Below are 25,725 nucleotides of genomic sequence, written 5' to 3'. Positions count from 1 at the left end.
ACTCAAAAGGATGAATTAGTCCGCGACCAGAACGATCTTGCCGACGTGCTGGTCAAGCTGCATATAGGCGTGCGCTTCGCCAATGGCGTCCATTGCGAAGGTGCGGTCGATCGGCAGACGGATCCGCCCAGCCGCCAGGAAGGGCAGCATGTCGCGCGCGCAAGCCTGGATGCACTCCAGCCGTTCCTGCTCTGAGCGCGTGCGGAATGTCACGCCAACCAGCGTCAGCCGCTTGAGCCAGAGCAGGCTCAGGTCGATCTGCGCCGTGCTCGAACCCAGCCGGGCAATATTGACCAGCCGTCCCTTGACCGCGAGGCTCTGCATATTTGCCTCGAAGACCGGGCCGCCCACGGTGTCGATAATGAGATCGACGCCATGATTGCCTGTGGCAGCCATGACGGCATCGACCTGCGATTCGCTCGATGCATTGATGCCCACGTCCACACCGAACTGGCTCAGGCGATCGAGCTTGGCGGCCGAGCGTGAAGTGGCGATCACTGGTTTGGCGCCAAACAGCGACGCGATCTGGATCGCGGCCATGGCCACGCCGCCTGATGCGCCGTTGATCAGTACCGCTTCGCCGGCACGCAGGCGGCCATTGGTCATCACTGCGTCGTGGGCCGTGATGAAGACATTGGGGAATGCCGCGGCGTCGATCCAGGAAAGACCATCGGGCACGGCCATCAGCGCCAGTGGATCGGCAATCACATACTCGGCCTGGCACGCACGACCGTGGCCCATGACCCGATCCCCCTTGCGCCATCCGCTCACGCCGTCGCCGACTGCTGCCACCTCCCCGGCAAACTCGACGCCCGCGGTGATCGTATTGCCTGTGCGCAACTCACGCGCCTGGTTGATTTCGCCCCGGTTGAGACCGGCGGCTCGCACCCTGACCAGAACCTGGCCGGCGCCAGCGACTGGAATGGGGATGTCCTGTATTTCCACTTTGCCGCCAGTAGGGCTCGGTATGACACGTACTGCTTTCACTGCTGTCTCCTTTTCATATGGTGCTGCAGTAGTTTGATCACTCGTTTGATCACTCGCTGGCGAGGGCCTTCGTACGGATCCGCGCCAGCAATTCAAGGGCGCGCTCGGCGGCGCGCTCGCCGCCCGCCAGGTTGCCGCGGACAAAGGGCGGCCGGATATCCTCGATTTCGGCCAGCATCTGCATCAACTCGCCGTCCGCGATGCTGAGCCGTCGGAACTCGTTGATGATCAGCAGGTAAGTGTGAAAGACGTCGCTGTCCGGCCGGTTCGCACGCACGCGATGCAGCGCGGCGTTCAACCAGTGCGTGCCTGCCAGCATGGCGGCCTCGATCTTGATCTCGTAGTCGGCTGGGCCGCACTTCTGCAGCGAGCGCTCGATCCGGCGCGCGATGGCGATGTGGGCGTCAACGTGCATCTTTGCCTCCATGCATCCGGCTGGCCAATAGCCGCAGGCAACGGCCAAGGGCAGCATCGCATTCCCCGGCAATGGCCGCCGTCGGCGCCAGCCCCTCGCGCAGGCACGGATCCCGATGGCGTTCGACGATCTCCATCTCATGCATCATCGCCGCCACATCGTCCGGGACGGGGGCGTCGATCTTGGGCCTGCCCACGTGCAGCACATCGCCCAGCGGGCCGAATGCCGCACGCAGCGAGCCGTCCGGCTGCGGCACCAGGTAGGCGCCTGGCTGCGTCGGGAACACGTCGTCGTCCAGCGTGACGGCGGCATGATGGAGTGCCGCATTGACTGCGTGCGTGCCAGCCGTCATCCCGGTCCAGAACCACAGTTCGAAGTCCTGAAGAGGATCGAGGCGTTCGCGCAATGCTTCCAGCTTCGCAATCTTCTCCATGTGGGAAGCCACCTTCATTCTCTGTCTCCTGAATTCGCGGGCACTGCTGTGCCGCCCTTGTTGTGAAGATAGGCACAGTGCGTGTTGCTGTCAAGAACTTCTATATAGGACTTACGTGGGAGAGTAGTGGATTGCCCCAGTAAACCTTGACATGCTGGCTTTCGATTAACTACAGTACATCAAACACCTATATAGGAATCCAGCAAATGCCACGTGCCATCGTACTCAACCAGGCGGACAACGTCGCCACGCTGCTCGATGCCGGCCGTGCCGGCGAGCCCTGCACCCTTCAAGGAGAGGCATCGGGACAGATGACGCTGCTCCAGGATGTGCCATTCGGCCATAAGGTCTGTATCGCGGATACCCCGCTGAGCGCCAGTGTCCTGAAGTACGGGCAGGTCATCGGGCGGGCCAGCCGGAACCTGAAGGTTGGCGAACACATGCACGTGCACAACATCGAGTCGACCCGCGCCCGCGGCGATCTGGAAAAGAGGTAAGCAAATGGCAATGACATTCCTTGGCTACCGCCGCGAGAACGACACAGTTGGCGTACGCAACTGGGTGGCGGTGATTTCCGTGATGGACAACTGCAACCCGGTTACGCGCACCATTGCGCAGACCGTGAGCGGCTGCATCCCGGTCACCACGTTGTTTGTCCGTGGGCAGTTCGGCGCCGACCTGGATTTCGCCTATGAGTCGCTGGCAGGACTGGGACGCAATCCCAATGTCGCCGCAGTCCTGCTGGTGGGGCTCGAAGATTCGTCGACGGAGGAGGTGGCGCGCCGTATCAGGACCACGGGGAAACCCGTGGAAACGGTGCATCTGCAACCGAACGGCACGATCGACTGCATTGCCGCCGGCACCCGAAAGGCCTTGAGGCTTTCGCTTGCGGCCTCGCGTGCAAGGCGCGAACCCTGCCCGGTGTCGTCGCTGGTCCTGGGCGTCGAGTGCGGCGGTTCTGATACCACCTCCGGCCTGAGCTGCAATCCGACGATCGGCCGTCTGGCCGACCGGGTGATCGAAGAGGGGGCACCATCATCATTTCCGAGACGTCTGAGTTCATTGGCGCGGAGCACCTCTTTGCCGAACGCGCCGTCGACGATTCGGTCAGGGATGCCTTCGTCAGGGCGGTCCGCGGCATGGAGAACCTCGCGATTACCCGTGGCGTGGATATGCGCGAATCCCAGCCCTCGCCCGACAACAAGCGCGGCGGGCTGACCACGGTCGAGGAGAAAGCCCTGGGCGCGATGGCCAAGGCTGGCTCGAGTCCACTGGTTGGCGTGCTGCGCTATGGCGAAGCCCCGGGAAAAAAGGCCTGCATTTCATGGACGCTCCGGCGGCGGCAGTGGAAAATCTCAGTGCACTTGCCGCCGGCGGTTGCCAGCTCACCTTCTTTGGCACGGGGGTGGGCAATCCGATCGGCAGCATGGTCGCTCCGACGGTCAAGGTCTGCGGCAACGTCAATACGCTGGAGTCCATGGCCGATAACATTGATTTCGACGCAAGCGGGATCCTCGAGAAGGGACAAAAGATCTCTGATGTCGGTGATCGGCTGTATGCCTACGCCATGGATGTGGCGTCCGGCACCCGTCTCAGCAGCGAGGTGCTGGACATCAGGGAAACCGCAATCAGTCGATTTGCACTTAGCCTCTGAGCCAACATGACAAAGCTGATCAGCGTCTCCGACGCCATTATCCGTTCCATTGAATCCGGTGCGCTGCGCGAGGGTGACAGGTTGCCTTCCGAGGGAGAGCTTGCCACGGCGCATGGCGTCAGCGTGGGCACCATTCAGAAGGCGCTGGCACGTCTTTCGCACTCCGGACTGATCACCCGCGAGCAGGGCCGCGGCACCTTCGTCTCGGGCGCCAGGGTCGCGCCTGCCGATGTGCGCTACCTGCGCTTTCGCGATGCCGAGGGCAACGAGCTGCCTTCCTACGTCCATGCGCGCTCGGTCAAGCGGCTCAAGCGCAAAGGGCCGTGGTCGGAGTTTCTCGAGGGCGAAGCCTTCGTTCGCATTGAACGCATCATCAATGTGGGCGGGCGCTTCGACCTGTACAGCGAGTTCTGGCTGCGCGAGGAGGACTTCGCGCAACTGGGCGGCGTTGAACGCGATGATCTCGAGAAGAATCTGCGGGAGCTGCTCGGGCAGCGCCTGGCGCTCCCGACGTTGCGCGTGGACCAGTGGATGCGATTCGACGAAATCCCGTCGGTAGCGGCCCGCGAGCTCGGTCTCGAAGCCGGGCAGCCGGGCTTCGTCATGGAACTGCGCGGCTATACGCTGCGCGACCGGCCGCTGTACTACCAGACGGTTTATTCCGGCCCGTTTTCCGAGCGCCTGATGGTGGTGCGGGAGAAGGCCTCATGAGCACGCATTGGAACGTTCAGGCGCTTGAGCAGTGGACGACCCGGGTATTCGAAGGCTGCTCCGTGCCGCAGGAACAAGCTGCCGAAGCCGCCGCCATCCTGGTGCGCAGCGAGTTGCAGGGCTATAAGACGCACGGCATGACTCGCCTGGCGTCTTACGTGGAGCGGCTGCGGGCGAACGAGTTCAATCCCAGGCCGGAGATGGCATATCGGTCCTTCCCCGGCGGCATCGTGCTGCAGGCCGATGGCGCCATGGGGCAGATCGCCGGTCCTTATGCGGTGCGCCTGGGACTGGAAGCCCTGGAGACCAGCGCTTCCGTACTGATCGTGCTGCAATCGTGCGGCCATCTGGGGGCGCTCGGCATCCACGCCCTGCTGGCGGCGGAGGCCGGTGCTTTCTCCATGATCGGGCAACGCACGCCGCCGGCGCTCGCCATGGAGGGATTCCCGCGCGCGGCGATCGGGCACAACCCGATTGCGTTCGGTTGCCCGCTGCCGGGGCAGGCCCCGATCGTATTCGACGTGGCTTGCAGCGTGGCCGCGCGTGGCCATATCTTGCTCGCGGCACGCGAGGGAAAGCCGATCCCGCAAGGGTGGGCGCTGGATGCGGACGGCCGGCCAACCACCGATGCAAAGCGCGCGCTGGGCGGGTCACTGTTGCCCATGGGCGGCCACAAGGGCATCGGCATTGCCATGATGGTGGAGTGCCTCGCCGGTGCCCTGGCGGCAACCACGGCGTCTCACGCACCGGCGCCGGGCAATCTCCTGCCTGGCCGTGCCGCCGCCATGCAGGACGGGTTCCTCTGGATGGTAAAGCCGGAATCCTTCGCCGGGCAGGCGCCCTTTGGCGAGTATATGAGTCAATGGACCGAGACCTACCTTTGCGCAGGCGGCGATGAAGCGCGGCTGCCCGGCAATCGTGGCGACGCACTGGAGCGCGAGGCACGCGAGCACGGGATTGCGCTGCCTGCCGCGATCGCGCAGGAGTTAAGCGTGCTTGGCGAACGGCTCGGCGTGCGATTTCCGACATCAGCACCAGAATAAGCACCGAAGCGCCACACGTACCGGGTCCTTGCGAGCCCGGCGGGCGCTGGTCGCCCTCCCCACAACACAATTGGCGAGTACCTGCCCTATGAATGCCCCTCTCTCAGACGCCTCACGCAAGGCCATGGAAATCGTCACGCTCGACGACAAGTACGCACTGGACACGGGGCGTGCTTTCATGAGCGGCGTCCAGGCACTGGTGCGCCTGCCGCTGCTGCAGCGCAAACGCGATGCACTGGCCGGCCATAATACCGCCGCGTTCATTTCCGGCTACCGGGGTTCTCCGCTCGGCGGATACGACCAGGCGCTGTGGCAGGCCAAGAAGCACCTCGCGGACAATCATGTCGTCTTCAAGCCCGGCGTCAACGAGGAACTCGGCGTGACCGCGGTGTGGGGCTCGCAGCAGCTTGAGTTCGATGCCGAGAGCAAGAAGTACGACGGGGTGTTTGGTATCTGGTACGGCAAGGGCCCGGGGGTGGACCGCAGCGGCGACGCGCTCAAGCACGCCAATCTGGCAGGCACCGCGCCGCTGGGTGGTGTGATCGCACTGGCCGGAGACGACCACGTGTCCAAGAGCAGCACGCTCGCGCACCAGAGCGACCATACGTTTATCGCCTGCGGGCTGCCGGTGTTCTTTCCCGCCAGCGTGCAGGATATTCTGGATCTGGGTGTGCATGCTTTGGCCATGAGCCGCTTCAGTGGCTTGTGGGCTGGCATGAAGACCGTGCAGGAGGTGGTGGAGGCGGGCGCGTCGGTGGTCACCGATGCCGACCGGGTGCGCATCCTGCTGCCCGAAGATTTCGCCACGCCGCAGGGCGGCTTGCATATCCGCTGGCCCGATGATCCGCTGGCGGCGGAAGCGCGGATGATGGAGATCAAGTGGCCGGCGGCGCTTGCCTATGTCCGCGCAAACCGGCTCAACCGCAACGTGATTGAAGGGTCGAATGACCGTCTCGGCATCATCGCCAGCGGCAAGGCCTACAGCGATACCCGGCAGGCGCTGGCTGACCTTGGCCTGGACGATGCCTTGTGCCGCGCGATTGGCGTGCGGCTACATAAGGTGAGCGTGGTGTGGCCGCTCGAGCCAACGAGCGTGCGCGAATTCGCGCACGGCCTGCGCGAAATCCTCGTAGTCGAGGAGAAGCGCCCGATCATCGAGCAGCAGGTGAAGGATGAGCTGTACCACTATCGCGCCGACGCACGGCCTGCCGTGATCGGCAAGTACGAGCCGGCCGACGGTGAAGGCGCCGGCGGTGAATGGAGCCACCGCAAGCCGGCAGAAGACTGGCTGCTGCGCGCCAAGGCCGACCTGACCCCCGCGCTGATCGCCAAGGCCATCGCGAGCCGCCTGAAGAAGCTGGGCGTGCCCCCGGATGTCGCCGCACGGATGGACGTGCACCTGGCGCAAATCGAGGCCAAGGATCGCCAGTTCCCCTCCGGCGACAGCCGCGGCACCGACCGTCTGCCGTGGTTCTGCCCAGGTTGCCCGCACAACACCAGCACCCGTGTTCCGGACGGATCCATTGCCATGGCCGGGATCGGATGCCACGGCATGGTGGTCTGGATGGACCGTTCGACCACGTCGTGGACACAGATGGGCGGCGAGGGCGTGCCCTGGATGGGGCAGGCGCCGTTCAGCAAGCGCGCGCACATGTTCGCCAATCTGGGCGACGGCACGTACAACCACTCCGGGTCGCTGGCGGTGCGGCAATCGATCAATGCCGGCGTCAATATCACCTACAAGATCCTCTACAACAGCGCCGTTGCCATGACGGGCGGGCAACCGGTCGACGGGCAGCTGGACGTGCCGGGCATGACGCGCGAACTGGCGTCGGAGGGGGCGAAGCGCATTGTCGTGGTGACCGACGAGCCGCAGAAGTATGCTGTCGTCAAGGACCTGGCGCCTGGCGTCACCGTACGCCACCGGGATGAGCTGGATGCCGTGCAGCGCGAGTTGCGGGTGGTCGAGGGTGCCACCGTGATCATCTATGACCAGGCGTGCGCTACCAAGAAGCGGCGGGAACGCAAGCGCGGCACCATGTCCGATCCGGACAAGCGCGTCATCATCAACGAACTGGTTTGCGAAGGTTGCGGGGATTGTTCGGTCGAGAGCAACTGCGTAGCAGTACAGCCGCTCGAAACCGAGTTCGGCCGCAAGCGGGAGATCAACCAGAACACCTGCAACAAGGACTTTTCCTGCGTCAAGGGCTTCTGCCCGAGTTTCGTCACGGTGGAGGGTGGAAAGCTCAAGAAGCCGGAGGCGGCGCGCAAGGCGAAGCTATCCGATATGCCGGCGCTTCCCGAGCCGAAGCTGCCGGATGCCGCCAAGGCGCAGCGCATCGTGGTGGCGGGCGTGGGCGGGACGGGGATTGTGACCATCGGCCAGGTACTCGGCATGGCGGCCCACCTGGAAGGCAAGAGCGTGAGCACGCAGGATGCCACCGGCATGGCGCAGATGGGTGGCGCCACCTGGAGCCACATCCAGATTGCCAACGAAGCCGACGCCCTGCACGCAACGCGCGTCGATGTCGCCATGGCGGACCTCGTGATCGCCTCCGATACGGTGGTCGGTGCCAGCAAGGCAACGCTGGCGACCATGTCGCACGGCCGCACCTTCGTCGTGCTCAACAGCCACGTGACACCGACTTCGGCCTTTGTCCTCGATCCGGACTGGCAGTCTCACAGCGACCAGGCCATCGCGGCGATCGCGCAAGGCGTCGAGGCCGGCCAGATCGGCATCTTTGATGCCGAACAAGTGGCGACGCAGTTGCTCGGGCAGTCGATCTACTCCAACCTGATGCTGCTCGGCTACGCCTGGCAGAAGGGCAGGGTGCCGCTGTCGCGTGAAGCGCTGATGCGCGCGATCGAACTCAATGCCGTGCAGGTCGACAACAACAAGGCGGCCTTTGAGTGGGGCCGGCACTGCGCGCACGATCTGGCCAAGGTGCCCGTGCGGTCCGCCGATGCCCAGGTGGTTCAGTTCGTCAGGAAGCCTTCGATCGGCGATGTCATCGGCAAGCGCGCCGAGTTCCTCACCAGCTACCAGAACCGCGCCTATGCCGCGCAGTATGAGGACTTTGTTGCCAAGGTCCAGGCTGTGGAGTCGCGCTTTGGCAGCAGCAAGGTCACCGAAGCGGTCGCACGCTACCTGTTCAAGCTGATGGCCTACAAGGACGAGTACGAAGTGGCGCGGCTGCATACCGACCCGGCCTTCATCGGCAAGGTCGCCGCGATGTTCGAGGGCGACTTCAAGCTGGTCCACCATCTGGCGCCGCCTTTGATGGCAAGGAAGAACGAGAAGGGCGAACTCGTCAAGCGGCCATTCGGCCCGTGGATGCGCACCGCGTTCCGGGTGATGGCCAAGCTCAAAGGCCTGCGTGGTACCCCGTTCGATGCGTTCGGCTACACCGAGGAACGCAAGGTGGAGAGGGCACTGATCGGGGAGTACTGCAAGAGTATCGAAGAGCTTCTGCAAACGCTGTCGCAACGGAATCTCGACCTGGCACTGGAAATCGCGCGCCTGCCGGAAGACGTTCGCGGGTACGGCCACGTCAAGGCGCGAAATTTGGCCGCAGTCCGGGCCAGATGGGAGCGCTTGATGACCGAGTGGCGTAGCGCCCTTGGTGCCCAGAGCGAAGCCGGGCCGAAACGCAAGGCCAAGGCTTGAGCCAGAGGCAGCATACCGGCGCGCACCCGGGGCGAGGCAAGCAAGATTGCGCGTAGAGCATCATCAAAACACGATAAAGTCTGGAGACCGTGATGAACTTCGTACTACGCCGTGCAGGCCTGTTTCTGTCTGCCATTGCACTGGCTGCTACCGTCCCCTGCGCGTGGGCGCAGGGTGGGTACCCAAACAAGCCGATCCGTATCATCGTACCGTGGCCGGCCGGCGGCGGCGTCGACTCCGTCACCCGTACCGTGGCGGAGAAACTCTCCATCAGCCTTGGCCAGCAGGTCCTGGTGGACAACCGGCCCGGCGCCACCGGCAATATTGGTGCGGGCATGGGCGCGAAGGCAGCACCGGATGGCTATACGCTGCTGGTGGCAAGCGCACCGATGACGATCAACCCAAGCCTCTACAGCAACCTGCCCTTCGACACGAGCAAGGATTTTGCACCGCTGAGCCTGCTGGCCAGTTCACCCTATGTGCTGGTGGTGAATCCGACGGTGGCGAAATCGGTGAAGGAACTGGTGGCCAGCGCCAAATCGGAGCCGGGGCTCATGAGCTATGCGTCGCCAGGGCCGGGAACCCAACAGCACCTGATCGGAGAGTCGTTCAAGGAAGCAGCCCACATCAACGTCATCCACGCCCCTTACAAGGGCGGGCCGCAGGCACTGACCGACATGGTCGGCGGCCATATCCAGATGATGTTTCACGGCCTTCCCGCAGTGCTGCCGTTCGTGAAATCCGGGCAGATCAGAGCCATCGCGGTAGCCAGCAAGCAGCGCCTGAGCATGCTGCCGGATGTGCCAACGATGGCGGAAGCGGGATTCCCCGGGGTCGAGGCGAGCGAATGGTATGGCCTGGTGGCACCTGCCGGGACGCCGAAGGAGATCGTGGTTCGCCTCAGCACGGAGATTGCGAAAGCCCTGAACATGCCAAGTGTCCGCGATCAGTTGGTCGGCAGAGGCTATGAACCGGCCAGCAGCACCCCCGAGCAGTTCAGCACGTTTATCGCCGCTGAGCAGAAGAAGTGGGCCATCGTGGTCAAGCAATCGGGGGTGCGCCTGGACTAGCGGATACCGGTGCGGATGCGCAAATCCCATCCCCTCAGTAACGACTACCGGCAGCGAGCCATGTACTTGCTGATCCACCGCCGCAAGGCAGGAGACACCAATGCCCTCTGATCCGACTGCGATGGGAGCCACATCCCCACGCGCCATGCCGAACACCTCCGCGCCCAAGCCGCTATCCAAGGTTTCGGCCGTTTCCGCCATTACCATCGGTGGCGCGCTGGAGCTTGTATGACTCAGGTGTCTACAACTTCTTCGCCCTCCTGATCGTTCCCCTGTATTTTCCAGTCGGCAATCCTCTCGGCCAGTTGCTGTTGTCCTTCGGCACATTTGGGGCGGGCTATCTGATGCGGCCTTTGGGCGGCCTGGTTATCGGTGCGTATGCCGACCGCGTAGGCCGCAAGCCGGCGGTGGTGCTCTCGATGTGGCTGATGGCCTTCAGTGCGCTGATTTTGGTGGTGACGCCACCCTATGCGCAACTTGGCGTCCTTGCCCCCGTGCTGATGATTCTTGCCCGCCTGATCCAGGGCTTCGCCATCGGCGGCGAGATGGGCTCTGCCAGCGCGATGCTGCTCGAGTATGCGGATGAGCGATCGCGGGGCTTCTACACCAGCTGGCAGGCGTCCAGCCAGGGCGTTGCCGCTGTTTTCGCTGCCTTGGTTGCACTGGTGCTCAGTCATGCGCTGCCGCCTTCCGCACTCGAGTCCTGGGGGTGGCGCGTCGCCTTCCTGATTGGCATCCTGGTCATTCCGATCGGCCAGATCATCCGGCGCCGTCTGGAAGAGACGCTGGTGCTGGAGCCGAAGAAGGCCACGAAAAAGGACGGCGGCCGCAAGTTGCTGAAGGCACATTGGCGTGAACTGCTGGCGAGCGTGCTGCTGATGATCGGCCTCGCGGCCTCGGTCCACATCATTGCCTTCTACCTGGCCAACTACGCCACCTTCCAGTTGCATATCTCGCGCGGTGACGCCATCTGGGCAGGCTTCGTCGCCTCGCTGGTGCTGGCGGTGTTCGCACCGCTGTCCGGCTGGCTCTGCGATCGCATCGGGCGCCGGAAAGTGGTGTGGTGGTCCCGGGTGGCGCTGCTCGTCATGATCTATCCTGCCTTCTCGCTCCTGAACCGCTTTCCATCCCTAACGTGCTTGCTAGTCGTGGTAGGGCTGCTGGCCGTACCGATGGCGATGACCTCTCCCGCCACGATGGTACTGGTCAGCGAGGTGCTGCCGCAGCGGCTACGCGCAACGGGCATGTCGGTCACGTACTACGTGGCGATCGCGGTGTTCGGCGGCTTCGCGCAGTTGTTCTCGACGATGCTGATCCAGGTCACGGGGAACCCTAACGCGCCGGCTCTCTATGTCATTGGCTGCGGCGTTGTCTCGCTGATCGGGCTCGCCATGGTGCCCGAGACGTTGGGGCGGCGTTTGTCGTGAGCAGGAGGTCTTTTCGACCCGGTAGTTGCACAGTGATCTGTGTGGGCTGCGTCAGTGCCAAAAAAATGCCGCCGAGGCGGCACAAAGAGCATGAGCGGGGGCTGCATGCATGTAAGCGTATCCGCAGGCCTGCTAGGACCGCTGCGCAAACAAGGCCTTGTCACAGCCGTTGGGCTGCCTTTAGAACTTGTGGCGAATACCTACGGCGACACCGAGCATATTGCTTTGGCCGCTGGCAAGCGTGTAGCTATTGCCAAGGGATAGGCTGTTGGCAAAGCCGATCATCGGGGAGTCCAGTCCCAGACCTGCATTCTTTGCATATGCCGTGGTCAGGTAGATGTCAGTCCGCTTGGAAAGCGTGTAGTCCGCGATAAACGCAACTTGCCATGGGTTCGGCACCGACGTGCTGGCGAAGAAGTTCTTGACGTTGTCGTAGTTGTACTCGAGCGTCAGGCCAAGCGCCGGCGTCACCTGGTAGGTGGCGCCGATCCAGTAGAAGTCGTCGCGCTCGATCAGGCTGCCATTCTGGTCCTTGTTCTGGCCCCAGCGATAGCCGCCCATGATCTTTGCCGGGCCGAACGCATAGCTTGCCGCGACGGTCGCCTTCTTGAAGCTGCCGCTACCGAGGGCAGCAGCGGTCAATGGGTTGGAAATGGTCGGGTTGAACTGGTCGTAAGCAAGGGCCACACCGACAGGGCCAGAGATATAGGTCAACGCTGCGCCATAGGCGGTGTCGCGGCGGAACTGGCCCGGCACTTCGCCGTTGCCACCGAGCAACGGACCGTTGGCCACCGTCGTGGGCAATGCCAGGCCGGTACCGAAGGACCAGTGTGCCAGGGCGGACACGGCACCGAACTGGCCGGAGTACTTGATGGTGTTGTCCTCGCGGAAGTTCGCGCCGGTCAGCATCACGATCGGCTCATACTGCGTGGCAAACGCAGCCGGCACGAAGTTCGCGATACTCTCGAACATCGAGGTGTACTGACGGCCGAAAGTCACCTGGCCGAACTGCATGCTTTGGATGCCCACGTAGGCCTGGCGACCGAACAGGCGGCCGCCTTGCTGCGACGTGCCGGTATCCAGGTTAAAGCCGCTTTCCAGTACAAAAACGGATTTCAGGCCGTTGCCAAGATCCTCCGCGCCGCGCAAGCCCCAACGCGAGCCGGACAGGCCGCCGGAGTTCATGCGGTAAACATCGTTGGACGGGCCGGCATTGAATTTGTTGGCGGCGGTGGGAACGGCGCCAACATGGTTGGCGTACTCCACGTTTATGTCCGCCACGCCGTACAGCGTCACGCTGCTCTGTGCGTGTGCGCCGCCGGCGCAGATTGCACCCACAGCGATGAGTGCAAGATTAAGCTTGCTCAGCTTGCTGGATGATTTCACTACCTTTTCTCCTCGTGTCTGTTTTATTTACGGCCATCACTACGCCGCCATCATGCTCAGAGCCAGGCACCGTGTGCCCCCCAATGGCAGGGGGCGGGATTGTCCGGATTGCAGGAAGATCTCAGCGCATGGGTGCAAAGTGGCCCCGGAGGTGCCGCAGCAAGCCAACGCGGAAAGAGGAAGCACAGGGAAGGCGAAGGAGGCGGGCAGGGTCCTCTACGCCACACAGGCCCCAGCGGGAACCGGCCAGGCCGCCGGAGTCCACGCGGTAGACCCTGTTGCCCGGCCCCGGATTGAATCCATTGGCGGCCGACGGTACCACGCAGGTTTCACCCGACCGCTGAAGCCCTCCCTGCTGCTTGCAACTCCTGAATCAACGCCTCAGCCATCGGCCACGTGCCATATCCATCAGCCGGCGAAAGATGACCGACGTTGCCGGCGTCGACGAAGCGGCTGCCCCAGGTGTCCCCGAGTTCGCGGATTCGCTCGAAGTTGCCGATCGGGTCATTGCGGCGGGCGACGACGATGCTTGGAAACGGCAGGCGCTCGCGCGGCACCGGCGTCCAGCCGTTCCTTGCCAGCGTCTGCGGATCGGAGTAGCCGGCCGGCAACGGCGCGTCGAAATCGGGGGCGCGGCTAGCAGCGCGCCCTCGATTTCGCGCTTCGTTTGCTGCGCCCAGTGAACGATGATCAGGACACCAACGCTGTGGGCAACCAGGATGATCGGGCCATCAATTCCGTTCACGGCCCGATCAAGGTTGGCCACCCGTGCGCTGCGCAGGATCTTGTCCTGGTCAATTTGGGGCACGATGTGTACCGCTCTTCCGATTTTTCGCATACGCTCAGCCAGCAGCGTTTGCCAGTGATCCGGCATGTGATCGCGAAGGCCAGGGACAATCACAACCGTCGGCGGCTTTCTGGTGGTCATGGAATTCGAGTTCCTCGTTAGCATTGAATGTCTTGCCGAAGCGGTCATCCAGCAGTGGCGAGCCGTTGAGCGTGAGGACGCACTGGCTGGCCTTGGCGCGGCGACGGGTTGCCGTGCCTGGTTAGCGTCTGGTGGCAACGCGGTTGCGCCCGGCAGCGTCCGCGCAGTGCCTGGCGCGCACCGTCCTTGGGAGGCTCAGAAGGGACGGTCGCCCATGATGGTCGCGCGCTCCATCCTGCGCGGCGCCGGCCAGTAGTCGCTCACGGCGTAGTGCTGTGTCGCCACGTTGTCCCAGATCGCTACGCTGTTCGGCTTCCAGCGGAAGCGCACCTGGTATTCCGGAATCGCCGCCTGGCTGAGCAGGTAGTTCAGCAGCAGGCTCGCGCCAGGGGTCTTGTCCTGCCCGACGCGCACATTCTCCGGCGTGTGGTAGTTGATGAAGTGTGTCGAGAATGGCCCCACGTACAGGATCTTTTCTCCCGTCTCAGGGTGCGTCCTGACCACCGGGTGGTCCACCAGCGGGTTCTTCCGCACCAAATTCTCGCGCTCCTCCGTCGTCATGATCGCGCCAAACGAATGCTCGATCCCGTGCTTCGCACGCAGGCCGGCAATCTTCTGCTTGATCTCTTCCGGCAAGTTCTTGTACGCGTCCACCATGTTCACCCAAATGGTGTCGCCACCCACCTCCGGACAGGAAATGCAGCGCAGCACTGCGCCCTTGGGCGGAGTCGCCCGCCACGACGCATCGGTGTGGTAGGTATTCTCGAAGTGGTCCCGCTTGTCACTCTTGTAGATCTCGATCAGGCCCGGATAGCCCGGCACCGTATTGTTGACAGGATGGTCTTCCAGGTCACCAAAGCGCCTGGCGAAAGCAACATGGTCGGCGCGCGTAATGTCCTGGTCGCGGAAGAACAGCACCCGGTGTTTCAACAGTAGTGCCTTGATCTCGGGGAACAGCGAATCGTTCCGCGCCACATCGGCGAGATTCACACCCGACAGTTCGGCACCAATCGAGCAGGTGAGGGGTTGATTTGCATAGCGACTTTTCCTTTGACGTAGGAAGTTGACAGGCCCGCCAGCGGGTAGCGGATAGCTTGGATTCCATTGTCGGCACTGGCCTGCCCATGCGCTTGACCCATCGCGCCACAATTTGGCGGGTCACGCCAAACCGCTCCACAGGTGCAAGCCCGCGCGCCGGACTTGTCATCAAACCTCTGATCGCCGCTCGGCGTTGCGTCGCAACGAGACTGGCCACGGTTCGCACGGGTGGGGAGGATTCCGGGTGCGAGATGTCGTGGGCGGGTTGTCGGGTGCAGCAGGTCAGCTTCAGCAGTTAGTCGGCAACGAGCACGATCTTGCCCATGTGCTGGCTGCTCGCGATGTACGCATAGGCGTCGGCGATCGAATCCATCGGGAAGGTGCGGTCGATCGGGAGGCGAAGCTTGCCTTCGCGGAAAAACGGCAGCAGGTCGCGTGCGCAAGCCTGGATGCAATCGAGGCGCTCCTGCTCGCTGCGCGTGCGGAACGTCGCACCGATCAGCTTCAGGCGATTCAGCCACAGCAGGTTGATATCGACCTGCGCAGTGCTTGCCCCGCCTAGTCTCGCGAGATTGACAAGGCGCCCCTTTACCGCGAGGCTCTTGATGTGGTCCTCGAATGCCGAGCCACCGATGGTATCTATGATGACGTCTACGCCACGCTTGTCGGTGGCTGCCATGATGGCCTCCACCTGCGAATCACGGGATGCATCGATGCCAACATCCACCCCGAAGCTGGCGAGGCGGTCCAGCTTCGCCGCCGACCGCGACGAGGCGATCACCGTTCTAGCACCCAGCGCGGCCGCAATCATGATGGCGGCCATGCCTACACCACCGGAGGCGCCATTGATGAAGACCGATTCGCCTGCCTTCAGTTCGCCGTTGGTGATCAGCGCGTCATGGGCTGTGATGAACACATTGGGAAAGGCGGCTGCATCGATCCATGAGACATCCTTCGGGACCGGCATCAGCGCCAGCGGGGCAGCGACAACATATTGGGCATGGCAGCCGCGGCCATGGCCCATGACCCGGTCGCCCTCGCGCCAGCCGCTGACTTGCTCGCCGACGCGGACGACTTCGCCCGCAAACTCGACGCCAGCGGTCATCGGGTTGCCGGCCCGGTGCTCCCGCATGTACTTGATCTCGCCAAAGTTGACGCCCGACGCAAAATTTCGGACCAACACTTCGTTGGGACCCGGATTTGGAACGGGAAGATCCTGCACCTCAAGCCGGCCACCGTCGGCGCCTGGTATTACGCGTACTGCCTTCATCCTGTCTCCTGTTTAAAGGCTCAGGAGATCTGACAAATGGAAGACCAGCGCTCCTGAGCCGTGACGCTTAGGGATTCTCAGCAGTTCCACCCGCCGCCGCTTGGCAGGAAACGCCACAACTTGGCCAATCGCGCCAGGCGCGAATGCATCCGTCGGAATCGAGCGAACGGCGCGCTGCGGTCAGGTGCCTGCAGACGAAGGATGCCGGCAGCAGCCGTGAATGAGGCCGCCGTCAGTCAAACGGGGGTATTGATAGGTTGTGCCGGGCCCTGGATATCGATGCGGATCGCCCGGTCGGGGCGAGGGCCGTGGTATTGATGAGGCCAGCCCATTCACTGGAGCAGGTCACCTCGCCAGCGAGTCGGCGACTTGCCAAATTGCGCGCTGAACCAGCGGGAGAAGGTGCTTACCTCGGAGAACCCGACCAGGATCGCGACCTGGGACACGGGATATCGATGATCCCCCAGGTAGCGGCTGGCCAAGCCACGCCGGACGTCATTCACCAGGGAGGAGAACTCTTCGCCTTCCTGCTCAAGCCGTCGTTGCAGCGTGCGGGCGCTCAGTCCGAGCTTCTCGCCAACCTGGTCGATACCGCTTCGCTCCCGCGGCAAAAGCAAGTGGACCGTGCGACGGACATTGGAGGCCATGGAAACCTGCCTGCCGACCGAGCTATGGTCAAGAAACTCCTTGGCATAGCGGGAGAGGCTCACGTCGCCCAGCGGATTGGGCCGGTCAAGGTCCTGGCGGTCCAATGCGATGCCGTCAAAGCCGCAGCCAAATTCGACCCTTGTGCCGAACAGTCGATGGTGAATATGGAGACTTGCGGGCGCAGGATGCGAGAAGTGTACGCTTCGCGGCTTCCACCGTCCCCCAAGCATCGATTTCATCAGCGACAGAAGCGCGCCGACCGAAAGCTCGACAGGCTGCCGTCCCGGATTCGGCCTCTCCGTAGTCAGATGCTGATGGACGACGGCGATCTCATCGCTTTCTTCAACGTGGACAGTGACGGACTCGCTGAGGAGATGACGGTATGTCTCCACCTGCCCCAGTGCATGACGCAGCGTCGGCTGGTGCTGGAGCAGCAGGCTGATGGGACCGAAATCGGACAGCCGCCACGCCTCAGCCATCAGCAGGCCGACGGATGAGCAGCTGGACGCCTGCTCGGTGGATTCAAGCACCTTCGCCAGCCATGATTCCGGAACATGCAGGTCCGGCGAAAGGATGCATGTCCGGTCGGCACCGACGTGGTGGATCATGCGCTCCGGGTCGACGCCCAGGGTCCGGGCAATCTCGGAGTACTTGACCAGGAGGGCGCTGCGAATCAGGGTACTCATATGATCACTCGGGCGAATCCTTTGGCAACTGAATCCATCGCCGCGTCGGCGAGGAGCAACGGTGCGCTCAATTCGTCACTGGGCGGCTGCTGCTGAAGCTGAAGGTATTTAAGAGCACGGGCTGTGTCAAGACTCCTATATAGAAGTTGGGGTAAACACCTGGGCCTGGCAGATGTCACCTGCTTCGCCCGGTCTGCGTTCCACCGCCAGTTGGCAACGCCCGTCGCCCGTCGCCCGGATCAGCGCTCAGAACGTCTTGCGCAGGAAGCCCTGGTTGCCGCCGTTGCGATTGGGCGCGAAGCCGTTCTCCTGCAGAGATTCCTCCACCGTGTCGAAGAAAACGCCGATCCTGGAGATCTCGCGCGCCTGCTTTGCAGTGGCGATCTCGCGGCCGAATTCGCGCGAGATGCCCACCAGCTGCTCGATCTGCTTCACGGTGCTCATCTTCTCCGTGCGCGACTGGTTCCACAGACAGTCCTCGGTGCCGCAGCGCACGTGCAAGCCCATGGCAATGCCCATCATGTTGACCGGCAGTACGTTGCGCACGTTGCTTTCCACAGTGACCACCGCGCCATCGGGCACTGCGCGAATGAAGTTGGCGAGACTGTAGACATTGGGAGTGTCCATGCCGCCGGCAATTGCTACCCAGTTCATGACCAGCGGGCCTTTGTAGAAGCCGCGGCGCATCAGCCGCTCCACCGACTCAAAGCTGTTGAGGTTGTAGCACTGGAATGCACTCTGAATGCCCTTGGCCGTCAGGCGGCGGACGTGCTCCTCTACCCACCCCGGCTGCGCAGGTACTGTCATTTCCTTGTAGGCGTCGAAGATGGCGGGATTCGCGCGCGACGTGCCCCTGAAATCCGCATCTTCGGCCTGATCGGTGACGTTCATCTGCGAGGTGTTGACGGTCACCGTGACCTGGTCCGGCGTCGGTTCCAGCTCGGCAAGCATGTGGCGGGTATCGTCAGCCAGCCACTTGGCGGCCTGGCCTTCGTTCTCGGGGGCGAAGGAGATGGAACCGCCAACCTGAATGATCATTTCAGGCACCGCCTTGCGCACGCCGGCGATCAGTTCGTTGAACATGGACAGGCGCTTGCTGCCCCGGCCATCGAGTTCGCGCACATGCAGATGCAGCACCGTGGCCCCCGCGTTGTAGCAGTCCACCGCCTTCTGGATCTGGTCTTCCATCGTGACCGGGATGTCCTCAGGAAAGTCAGCAGGCAACCAACCAGGTGCATAGGGCGCAGCCGTAATGATCAGCGGTTGCTGGTTTTCGGGAAAAAGGTGGCCGTCGAGGAAATTCATGGTGGTTCTCCAAGGGGAAGGGCTGCTGTCGGTTCGGTAGGAAATGTCGCCCGGCTGGCATTCGCCGGGCGCCTTGTGCGGGGCCCGGCCCGCCAGCGTCATGCAGGCGCCGGCCATCCGCTTCGTGCGTATGTCTGCGTCATCCGGCTTCGATCCGGTGGCTTGAGTATCTGCGGCAGCCGCAATCAACGCTTGCTGATCCGGGACATTCATTTGCTTATTCGGGACAAGGTGCCAGCGCCAGCGATGGAGCCATCCCTGGCTACGATGCCCAAGGTCTGGGCGATCTCGGCGTACCAGATCAGAGGCGCGCTGCGCGCCAACGCGCCCATGAAGTCACCTTGTGAAGTCTGGACCGGGCGGTGTCGGGCACCTCAATTGTCGCGATCCGCAAGATTCTGTCGTGCGAAGCAAAGCGCCCGGAGGAGTGAGCCCACAGAATCTGATCGAAGGCCATTTCAGAGCCGGGCCGCTGCATCAAAGCAAGTTGGCCCAGGAACCAGGAAACGCAATCAACACCTGGAGTGAGACATGCAGCTTCCCGACGACTCTCTGCTGCCCCGTGCGCGCCGTTGTTCCCACCCCGGCTGACGCACCTGTTCGCCCCGGGCTGATCCCGGGGGCATTGCCGCCCGAAGTACCCAGTCGCCACCACAGCCGGCAAGCCGCTGGCACCACGAAAGGAACTGCGATGAAACGCGTCCCCCTGATTGCACGCCAGACCCTGGCGCTCACGATTGCATTTGTTCCGCTGTTGTCGACCGCGCAAGCGGCGAATGCCGCCGAATGGCCGACCAGGCCCGTGCGGATCATCGTTGGTGCCCCTCCGGGCGGCACGGCCGATATCGTGGCGCGCCTCTTTGCGCATGAGTTGCAACGCCCGCTTGGACAGGCTGTGATCGTCGACAACAAGGCCGGCGCAGCGGGAACCATCGGCGTCCATGGCCTGCTGTCGGCGCCACGGGACGGATACACATTCCTGTTGATTCAAAAGGGCATTGCCTCGGAAGTGCCCCACACCATGCAGATGTCTTACGATCCGTTCAAGGACATAGTTCCAATTGCGCAGCTTACCCGGCAGGGCCTCGTACTCGTCGGCAATCCTGGCCTGCCCGCGAAAAACCTGGGCGAACTGATCACGTATGTCAAGGCGAACCCGGGTAAGGTCGACTATGCGAATTTCGGTGTCGGCTTGCGTGGCCAGACCATCGGTGTGCAATTCAATCGTCTTGCCGGACTAACTACGGGCACCGTGAGCTACAAGGGATCGCCACCTGCGCTGCAAGACGTAATGGGGGGACACGTTCCGCTCATGTTCGACGGTCCGGCAACTTCGCTTCCATTCATCAAGGCAGGGAAGCTCAAGGCATTTGCCATTGCCTACCCCAAGCGGATCTCCGCGCTTCCTGATCTACCGACCTTTGCCGAGCTGGGATTTCCCGCCCTAAAGGAAGTCAGCTGGATGGGGCTCTGGTCAGCGCCAGGCGTACCGCCAGCCGTGGTGGCCAGGATGCGCGACGCCACGCTCAAGGTGATGCAATCGCCCGACATCCGGAAGAAGATCGAAGACCTCGGTATGGAGATCGGTTCGCCGGCAACCAGCGAAGAGCTTTCCGCAGACGTACGTGAATCCTCCGAACGTCAGGGCGAACTGTTGCGCTCGATCAACTTCAAGCCCGAATGATGATTCAGACGCCGAAACGATGGCCGGGGCTCAGACAGAGTGTCAAGGACGTGGGGGAGCAAGCGATGTTGCACACAAGGCAGGACTTTCCGCCGGCACACGTAGATTCCGGCAAGGGATCCACCGGGATTGTGTCGCCGGAAACGTCCCTCTGGTACAACCTGGAAGTCACTGCGCAGCGTTTCCCGCACAAGACCGCAATTCACTGCTATGGCTATGCGCTCAGCTTTCGCGATCTGCATGCGCAAGCCTTGGCGATTGCCGGATGGCTTCAGCATGAAGCCGGCGTCGGGAAAGGCGATCGGGTGTTGCTGTATATGCAGAACTGCCCGCAGTTCATCGTTGCCTACTACGCAATCCTGCGCGCCGGGGCGGTTGTTGTGCCGGTCAACCCAATGAACAAGGCTGACGAGTTCCATCATTACGTGACGGACAGCGAGGCTCGGATGGTCGTGTGTGCAGCGGACGCCTTCGAAACGGGCATTAGCGCGGACCTGCTGTCGGCTGGCCATCTTCAACGCGTGCTGGTGACCCGCTATGCGGACGGACTACCTGATGTCGATGCTGCGCCCGGGCCTTCGCTGCCGGCGTGGATGACGCAGGCGTATGAGCTGCCTGTGTGGGCTGCCGGCAAGGTATCGCTTTGGTCCGATGCGCTTGCGGCACGGTATGTCCCTGCACGGCATGACGCCGAAGTCGACGACATGGCTGTCATGCCCTATACCTCCGGCACCACGGGCGCTCCCAAAGGTTGCATCCATACGCATCGATCCGTCATGCATAACGCGATCGGCAACTGCCTCTGGTCGGCATGCGGGGCCGAATCGGTTGTACTTTCGGTACTGCCGTTGTTTCACGTGAGCGGCATGCAGCATGGCATGAACGCACCGATCTACTGCGGGGCCACGATTGTGATGCTGCCCCGCTGGGACCGCGACACGGCGGGCCAGCTCATCTCGCAGCATGGGGTTACACACTGGATGGGCAATCCGACCATGGTGATCGACCTCCTTGCCAGCGCGAATCTTGAGCGATTCAATCTCACGACCCTGCGCCACGTTGGCGGGGAGGGGCGGCCATGCCGCAAGCGGTTGCTGAACGTCTGGACCAACAGTTCGGGCTCAGTTACCTGGAAGGATACGGCCTGTCGGAAACAATGGCCGCCACACACAACAATCCGAGCCATCGGCATAAGCAGCAATGTCTCGGTCTGCCGACCTTCAACACTGAAGCCCGCGTGGTCGACCCGACGACGCTCACGGTACTGCCGGTCGGGGAAGTCGGTGAAATCATCGTCAGCGGACCGCAGGTATTCAAGGGTTATTGGGGCGTCGTGGTGCTCCGGGGCGTTGGCGGAACCTATGCAACACGTCGATAAACTGATTCGCAGTGCCAGCCTGAACGGCTACATCGAGCTGATGGAGTCGCTCGGGCGCGATCCCTACGCTTTCCTGCGAGGAGTGGGGCTGTCAGCACGGCTGCTCGAAAACCCTGAGACGCTCATCCCCAGCCACGCCGTGCGCGAATTGCTCGAAGTCACCGCGCGCGCTACCGGCGTGGAAGACCTTGCCCTGCGGCTGGCGGCGCGGCGCACCTTCTCTAACCTGGGGCCCATCAGCCTGGTGCTGAAGGAAGAGCCTACCCCACGGCAGGCGCTCGATACCTTGTGCCGCTACCTGAAGCTGCTTAGCGCCACGCTGATCACCCGCATCGAGGATGCCGGGCAGGCCGTCATCATCCGCGAAGATCTTCTGCCCAGCCCCGGACTGGCCACGCGGCAGGCAATGGAACTGGCGGTCGGCGTGAAGTTCCGCACCCTGCGCGAACTGATCGGGCCCCGGTGGCGGCCGCTGGAGGTTTGCTTCACGCATCGCCCGCCGGTCGACGTGTCGGCCCACCGCGCCTTCTTCGGCCGCAGCCCGAAGTTCAATCAGCCATTCAACGGGCTGGTCTGCGCGGCGGCCGATCTGCTGATGCCGCGCACGCCTGACAATCCGGGCGCTGCGCGTTTCGCACGGGACTACCTTGAGGCGGCGCTGCGGCGCCGCGATGAAGGCGTCCGCGAATCATGCCGGGAACTGATGCTGGCCTTGCTCCCGGGAGGGCGCTGCACTACCCAGCAGGTGGCGCTTCTTCTTCGCATCGATCGCCGCACGCTGCACCGCTACCTCAGCGCGGAAGGGCTGACATTCTCAGCCCTGCTTAGCCAGGTGCGCTCGGAACTGGTGATGTGCCACCTGAAAGAGAGCGACCTGCCGGTCGCCGAGGTTGCCAGCCTGTTGGGCTTTTCGGCGCAAAGCAGCTTCAGCCACTGGTTCCACACCGCTTTTGGCTGCAGCGCCACGGACTGGCGCAAGCGGATGGCAGGCCAGGCTGCACCACCCTTCATGGACCGTGACGGGTGAGTACCTCGGCAGGCTGCCAATAGAGGCATCTGATCAAGTTGCGATCAGTAAGAAGTATTGATGAGAAGAGGAGGGCCTCCACTATTGGAGCCTATCAGGACTGGTTTGCTCCGGCCGCAATGTGGCTGCCGGAGCCGCGCTGACGTCTTCGCCAATGCACTTGAGTGCGCAGTTGCACGCACAAGTCGCGGACTCGGTCTGGTGACGGCTCCCGGTGCATGGCAATCTCATTCACCGCGAGATACGTGCTCACCTCATTCTCCAATCCGCCAGTCCCGGCGGGTCAATTCGATGAACCGTTGTGCTGCCGCGTCCACAAACTGGCATTGATGTGACTTGACTCGGCTCAACTTCACGCGTGATGCTGGTGCTAGGCTCGTCTCACATTCCTGGAGATTCGCATGCGCGAAAGAGAACAGTCGTACAAAGGGTTCAAGGTTAGGCTTGTCATGCCAGATGCCGTCAATGCTGGTGAACACTATGGCCGGGTGCAGATTTCCGGTCTGGATCAGAGTGTCGGGGTTCGATTTACGCCGGACTGGATCCAGCCCCCAAGACGGCCGAGGAAGCGGAAGCATGGCTGTTCGCATATGCAGCCGGTGTCATTGACTGTGAGTTGGCCGGTGGCCTTGGGATGGATCTCAGAAACGAATAGCGTCATTCGTTGGGCCTCCCGAGCGCCACCACCCATCTCCAGGGATTTGTCTCCCAGGCGCCGGCGCCATTGATGCTGTCCCATAGCAGCGCCGAGTAGCCGTGGACCGCAGCGGGCAGCAATGTCCTGCGTGTTTGCGCGCTCGACACGGCAGCGGCACATAGCTCGCTGTCGTCGGATTCGACGTACAGCGCAATCGATCATCAGTCTGTCTTCTGGCTGAAGACCTCGAATGCCTTCGCGTAATCCGGATGCCAGCGCGAAAGCGGCGGCCGGTTCTCGACAATATCTCTTGCAGCCCAGAGGATGCGTCGCTCGTCGAGCGAACGCGGCACATCGTTGTCGGGACAGAGAATGTAGAAGTCACCGGCCCCCAACCGGTCCATCATGAAATCGATGGTTTGCTCTGGCGTCCAGGCACCGGCCGGCTTCTCGGTACGACCTCGGGCAGCAAGATCCGTGAAAACAAAACCCGGAATCAGCAAATGAGCGCTGATCCGGCAGTTCGGCGTATTGCGCAGCTCGTGCTGTAGCGCCTCGGTAAAGGCCTTCAGGCCAGCTTTGGAGACGTTATAGGCCGGGTCGCCAGGCGGCGTGGTGATGCCCTGCTTCGAACCGGTGTTAATGACCAGACCCGGGCGTCCGCGCGCGATCATTGCGGGCACAAAGGTCTGCGTGCCGCGGATGACGCCCCACAGGTTGATGTCAAGCACCCGTTCCCAGTTCGCGCCGGGCCCGAACAGGCCGCTGCCAGGCTGAATGCCGGCGTTGTTCACGAGTACATCTGTGCCGCCGAAACGATCCTGGACTGCAGCTTCGAGCCGACGCAGGTCTTCGAGGCGGCTGACGTCCGTCTCGAACGCCATCACGTCGGCTGTTCCGTTGGCCGCAAGAACGGCGACCTCTTGGGCCGCGCGAGCGAGTCGGTCCGCGCGGAGATCAGCGATGCAGACGCGAAGTCCGCGCTGCGCGAACCGCTTGGCAGCGGCGAGCCCAATGCCGGCAGCCCCGCCCGTGATAACGGCGACGGATCCGGGCGTGAACGCAAAGTGTGTCATCAATGGTCCTTCATTGTTCTTGGCTGCCGGGGTTGCGGTGCAATTCGGACGTGCCGGTCTGATACTTTGGAGAGCGCGAGCCGATGGGCAAACGCAAAGACATCGACAGGTTGTTCAACGGGCGCCACCTTGATCGCGAAGTTTTAGTCCTTTTCGTGCGTGGGTAGCTACGTTACAAGCTCGGCTCCAGAAACGGGCGGCTTCCCGCCCCGTGCTGAATTGCACCACAAGCCGGGACGGCACCTTAGAAAGAACCGCGGTTTCCCAGGCAAGCCGCCTCATATCGACTACGCTCAGCCGCCGTAGAGTTGTTTGCTCAAGCCCGCGTCGGTCAAGGCACAAAGCGCAATCGCGGACCAGTCATGCTCAGCGCCGATACCTTGTGAGCGTAAGCTCAAGAATCGGTCATGGACAAGGCTCGCAAGCGGTAGGGGAACGCCAAGCGCCTCGGCGGCCGCGAGCATCAGGCGGTTGTCCTTCTGGCCAAGCGGCAACGAGAAGCCAGGCGGCTGGAATCGTTGCGATGCGATCAGCGGGCCATAGATCTTGTACGGCGGCGCATTGAAATTTGCGCTCGTCAACAATTCAACGAGGCGCATAGGGTCAAGGCCCGCCTTGCCCGCAACCGCACATGCCTCGCCTAATGTCTCGATAATCACGGACAGCATGAAATTACCGATGAGCTTGACCAGGTTGGCCTGAGAAGGATCCTCGCCGACAATGCCGACCGACTGCCCAAGCAGCTCAAGAAGCGGCACGGCAACCTTGAGGTGCTCATCCGCACCAGCGGCCATAATGAACAGCTTGCGCGCCGCCGCTGCATCGGGCCGGCCAAACACTGGTGCCGACACGAAGCCAAGACCGGCTCCGCGGTACGTGGCTGCGTGGTCCTGTGCGGTTGCCACACTGATGGTACTCATCGAGATGTGCAACGCGCCCGGTTTCAGCGTTGTGGCGATACCCGCCTCGCCGAAGGTGACCGCTACGTGCGCGGCGTCGTCGGACACCATCGTGAACACGACGTCGGCCGACATCGCCGCCTGCGCAGGACTTGTCGCGATGCTAGCACCTGCCGCACGCAGAGGTTCGGCGCGGGCGGGATTGCGATTGAAGACATGTACGTCATGCCCGGACTCGATCAGGTTAATCGCAATCGCGGCACCCATCGAGCCAAGTCCTACAAATCCAATTTTCATGATGAAATTCCCAATGATCAGCCAAACGGGCGCGAGCTCGCTCAGACGGCAAGTTGATA

The 25,725-nt window shown here is 62.7% G+C and carries 18 protein-coding genes and 6 pseudogenes; 11 read left to right on the top strand and 13 right to left on the bottom strand.

Annotation, left to right across the window (positions count from 1 at the left end; genetic code table 11):
- Positions 1-15 precede the first annotated feature (15 nt).
- From OMK73_RS16590 to OMK73_RS16580, 3 genes are read right to left on the bottom strand one after another with little or no spacing between them, the layout of a single operon-like run.
- On the bottom strand, positions 16-987 hold the full coding sequence (locus tag OMK73_RS16590) for a zinc-binding dehydrogenase (protein WP_267602986.1): 972 nt from the start codon (positions 985-987) through the stop codon (positions 16-18).
- A 49-nt stretch (positions 988-1,036) separates the two neighbouring features.
- On the bottom strand, positions 1,037-1,402 hold the full coding sequence (locus OMK73_RS16585; RefSeq protein WP_267602985.1) for a hypothetical protein: 366 nt from the start codon (positions 1,400-1,402) through the stop codon (positions 1,037-1,039).
- Entirely contained in the window at positions 1,392-1,853 is a 462-nt protein-coding gene (locus tag OMK73_RS16580; RefSeq protein ID WP_267602984.1) for a hypothetical protein, read from the bottom strand. Before OMK73_RS16580 ends, OMK73_RS16585 begins: the two co-directional genes overlap by 11 nt.
- A gap of 188 nt (positions 1,854-2,041) precedes the next feature.
- On the opposite strand from OMK73_RS16580, the gene OMK73_RS16575 reads away from it, so the two are divergent.
- From OMK73_RS16575 to OMK73_RS16535, 7 genes and pseudogenes are all read left to right on the top strand, one after another.
- Positions 2,042-2,332 (top strand): UxaA family hydrolase, encoded by a 291-nt coding sequence (locus tag OMK73_RS16575; RefSeq protein WP_267602983.1) that lies wholly within the window; start codon positions 2,042-2,044, stop codon positions 2,330-2,332.
- Between the two features lie 4 nt (positions 2,333-2,336).
- Positions 2,337-3,489 (top strand): annotated as a pseudogene (locus OMK73_RS38350) (UxaA family hydrolase).
- A gap of 6 nt (positions 3,490-3,495) precedes the next feature.
- A complete protein-coding gene (locus tag OMK73_RS16555; RefSeq protein WP_267602981.1) occupies positions 3,496-4,200 on the top strand; it encodes a GntR family transcriptional regulator in 705 nt (234 codons plus the stop codon).
- Positions 4,197-5,243 (top strand): Ldh family oxidoreductase, encoded by a 1,047-nt coding sequence (locus OMK73_RS16550; protein WP_267602980.1) that lies wholly within the window; start codon positions 4,197-4,199, stop codon positions 5,241-5,243. The genes OMK73_RS16555 and OMK73_RS16550 overlap by 4 nt, the downstream gene beginning before the upstream one ends.
- Before the next feature lie 88 nt (positions 5,244-5,331).
- Positions 5,332-8,910, top strand: a complete 3,579-nt coding sequence (locus OMK73_RS16545) for an indolepyruvate ferredoxin oxidoreductase family protein (protein ID WP_267602979.1) — start codon at positions 5,332-5,334, stop codon at positions 8,908-8,910.
- Positions 8,911-9,002: 92 nt separating this feature from the next.
- A complete protein-coding gene (locus OMK73_RS16540; RefSeq protein ID WP_267602978.1) occupies positions 9,003-9,980 on the top strand; it encodes a tripartite tricarboxylate transporter substrate binding protein in 978 nt (325 codons plus the stop codon).
- 100 nt (positions 9,981-10,080) lie between these two features.
- Positions 10,081-11,407 (top strand): annotated as a pseudogene (locus OMK73_RS16535) (MFS transporter).
- Positions 11,408-11,587: 180 nt separating this feature from the next.
- Here the strand turns inward: OMK73_RS16535 and OMK73_RS16530 are convergent.
- From OMK73_RS16530 to OMK73_RS16505, 7 genes and pseudogenes are all read right to left on the bottom strand, one after another.
- A complete protein-coding gene (locus OMK73_RS16530) occupies positions 11,588-12,793 on the bottom strand; it encodes a porin (RefSeq protein ID WP_267602977.1) in 1,206 nt (401 codons plus the stop codon).
- Between the two features lie 329 nt (positions 12,794-13,122).
- Positions 13,123-13,350, bottom strand: a complete 228-nt coding sequence (locus OMK73_RS39265; RefSeq protein WP_420715541.1) for an RBBP9/YdeN family alpha/beta hydrolase — start codon at positions 13,348-13,350, stop codon at positions 13,123-13,125.
- Positions 13,351-13,352: 2 nt separating this feature from the next.
- Positions 13,353-13,667: pseudogene (locus OMK73_RS39260) on the bottom strand (RBBP9/YdeN family alpha/beta hydrolase); the annotation flags it as partial.
- A gap of 249 nt (positions 13,668-13,916) precedes the next feature.
- Positions 13,917-14,750: pseudogene (locus tag OMK73_RS16520) on the bottom strand (TauD/TfdA dioxygenase family protein); the annotation flags it as partial.
- Positions 14,751-15,054: 304 nt separating this feature from the next.
- Entirely contained in the window at positions 15,055-16,029 is a 975-nt protein-coding gene (locus OMK73_RS16515) for a quinone oxidoreductase family protein (RefSeq protein WP_267602976.1), read from the bottom strand.
- A gap of 332 nt (positions 16,030-16,361) precedes the next feature.
- Positions 16,362-17,363: an AraC family transcriptional regulator gene (locus OMK73_RS16510; protein WP_267602975.1), complete on the bottom strand. Its 1,002-nt coding sequence runs from the start codon at positions 17,361-17,363 to the stop codon at positions 16,362-16,364.
- 246 nt (positions 17,364-17,609) lie between these two features.
- A complete protein-coding gene (locus OMK73_RS16505) occupies positions 17,610-18,668 on the bottom strand; it encodes a 3-keto-5-aminohexanoate cleavage protein (RefSeq protein ID WP_267602974.1) in 1,059 nt (352 codons plus the stop codon).
- A gap of 691 nt (positions 18,669-19,359) precedes the next feature.
- Here OMK73_RS16505 and OMK73_RS16500 point away from each other — a divergent pair.
- From OMK73_RS16500 to OMK73_RS16490, 3 genes and pseudogenes are all read left to right on the top strand, one after another.
- A complete protein-coding gene (locus OMK73_RS16500) occupies positions 19,360-20,352 on the top strand; it encodes a Bug family tripartite tricarboxylate transporter substrate binding protein (protein WP_267606404.1) in 993 nt (330 codons plus the stop codon).
- Positions 20,349-21,730 (top strand): annotated as a pseudogene (locus OMK73_RS16495) (AMP-binding protein). The gene OMK73_RS16500 and the pseudogene OMK73_RS16495 overlap by 4 nt, the downstream one beginning before the upstream one ends.
- Positions 21,714-22,757: an AraC family transcriptional regulator gene (locus OMK73_RS16490; RefSeq protein ID WP_267602973.1), complete on the top strand. Its 1,044-nt coding sequence runs from the start codon at positions 21,714-21,716 to the stop codon at positions 22,755-22,757. The pseudogene OMK73_RS16495 and the gene OMK73_RS16490 overlap by 17 nt, the downstream one beginning before the upstream one ends.
- A 657-nt stretch (positions 22,758-23,414) precedes the next feature.
- On the opposite strand, the gene OMK73_RS16485 is transcribed toward OMK73_RS16490, so the two are convergent.
- Complete coding sequence (locus OMK73_RS16485) at positions 23,415-23,561, bottom strand: hypothetical protein (RefSeq protein ID WP_267602972.1); 147 nt, start codon at positions 23,559-23,561, stop codon at positions 23,415-23,417.
- A gap of 54 nt (positions 23,562-23,615) precedes the next feature.
- Positions 23,616-24,470, bottom strand: a complete 855-nt coding sequence (locus OMK73_RS16480; protein ID WP_267602971.1) for an SDR family NAD(P)-dependent oxidoreductase — start codon at positions 24,468-24,470, stop codon at positions 23,616-23,618.
- Positions 24,471-24,553: 83 nt separating this feature from the next.
- Here OMK73_RS16480 and OMK73_RS39255 point away from each other — a divergent pair.
- A pseudogene (locus tag OMK73_RS39255) lies at positions 24,554-24,634 on the top strand (IS6 family transposase); the annotation flags it as partial.
- 129 nt (positions 24,635-24,763) lie between these two features.
- On the opposite strand, the gene OMK73_RS16475 reads toward OMK73_RS39255, so the two are convergent.
- Complete coding sequence (locus OMK73_RS16475; protein WP_267602970.1) at positions 24,764-25,666, bottom strand: NAD(P)-dependent oxidoreductase; 903 nt, start codon at positions 25,664-25,666, stop codon at positions 24,764-24,766.
- Positions 25,667-25,725: the final 59 nt, after the last annotated feature.

Origin of the sequence: Cupriavidus sp. D39, assembly GCF_026627925.1 — a bacterium.
Classification (GTDB): domain Bacteria; phylum Pseudomonadota; class Gammaproteobacteria; order Burkholderiales; family Burkholderiaceae; genus Cupriavidus; species Cupriavidus ulmosensis.
The sequence above is the reverse complement of the archived record's forward strand: the minus strand, read 5'-3'. Positions and strand labels throughout refer to the sequence as shown.

Excerpts from the sequence above, each read along its gene's own strand:
- OMK73_RS16585 (WP_267602985.1), bottom strand. The coding sequence starts at position 1,402 with ATGCACGTTGACGCCCACATCGCCATCGCGCGCCGGATCGAGCGCTCG.
- OMK73_RS16580 (WP_267602984.1), bottom strand. The coding sequence starts at position 1,853 with ATGAAGGTGGCTTCCCACATGGAGAAGATTGCGAAGCTGGAAGCATTG.
- OMK73_RS16575 (WP_267602983.1), top strand. The coding sequence starts at position 2,042 with ATGCCACGTGCCATCGTACTCAACCAGGCGGACAACGTCGCCACGCTG.
- OMK73_RS16555 (WP_267602981.1), top strand. The coding sequence starts at position 3,496 with ATGACAAAGCTGATCAGCGTCTCCGACGCCATTATCCGTTCCATTGAA.
- OMK73_RS16550 (WP_267602980.1), top strand. The coding sequence starts at position 4,197 with ATGAGCACGCATTGGAACGTTCAGGCGCTTGAGCAGTGGACGACCCGG.
- OMK73_RS16545 (WP_267602979.1), top strand. The coding sequence starts at position 5,332 with ATGAATGCCCCTCTCTCAGACGCCTCACGCAAGGCCATGGAAATCGTC.
- OMK73_RS16540 (WP_267602978.1), top strand. The coding sequence starts at position 9,003 with ATGAACTTCGTACTACGCCGTGCAGGCCTGTTTCTGTCTGCCATTGCA.
- OMK73_RS16515 (WP_267602976.1), bottom strand. The coding sequence starts at position 16,029 with ATGAAGGCAGTACGCGTAATACCAGGCGCCGACGGTGGCCGGCTTGAG.
- OMK73_RS16510 (WP_267602975.1), bottom strand. The coding sequence starts at position 17,363 with ATGAGTACCCTGATTCGCAGCGCCCTCCTGGTCAAGTACTCCGAGATT.
- OMK73_RS16505 (WP_267602974.1), bottom strand. The coding sequence starts at position 18,668 with ATGAATTTCCTCGACGGCCACCTTTTTCCCGAAAACCAGCAACCGCTG.
- OMK73_RS16500 (WP_267606404.1), top strand. The coding sequence starts at position 19,360 with ATGAAACGCGTCCCCCTGATTGCACGCCAGACCCTGGCGCTCACGATT.
- OMK73_RS16490 (WP_267602973.1), top strand. The coding sequence starts at position 21,714 with ATGCAACACGTCGATAAACTGATTCGCAGTGCCAGCCTGAACGGCTAC.
- OMK73_RS16480 (WP_267602971.1), bottom strand. The coding sequence starts at position 24,470 with ATGACACACTTTGCGTTCACGCCCGGATCCGTCGCCGTTATCACGGGC.
- OMK73_RS16475 (WP_267602970.1), bottom strand. The coding sequence starts at position 25,666 with ATGAAAATTGGATTTGTAGGACTTGGCTCGATGGGTGCCGCGATTGCG.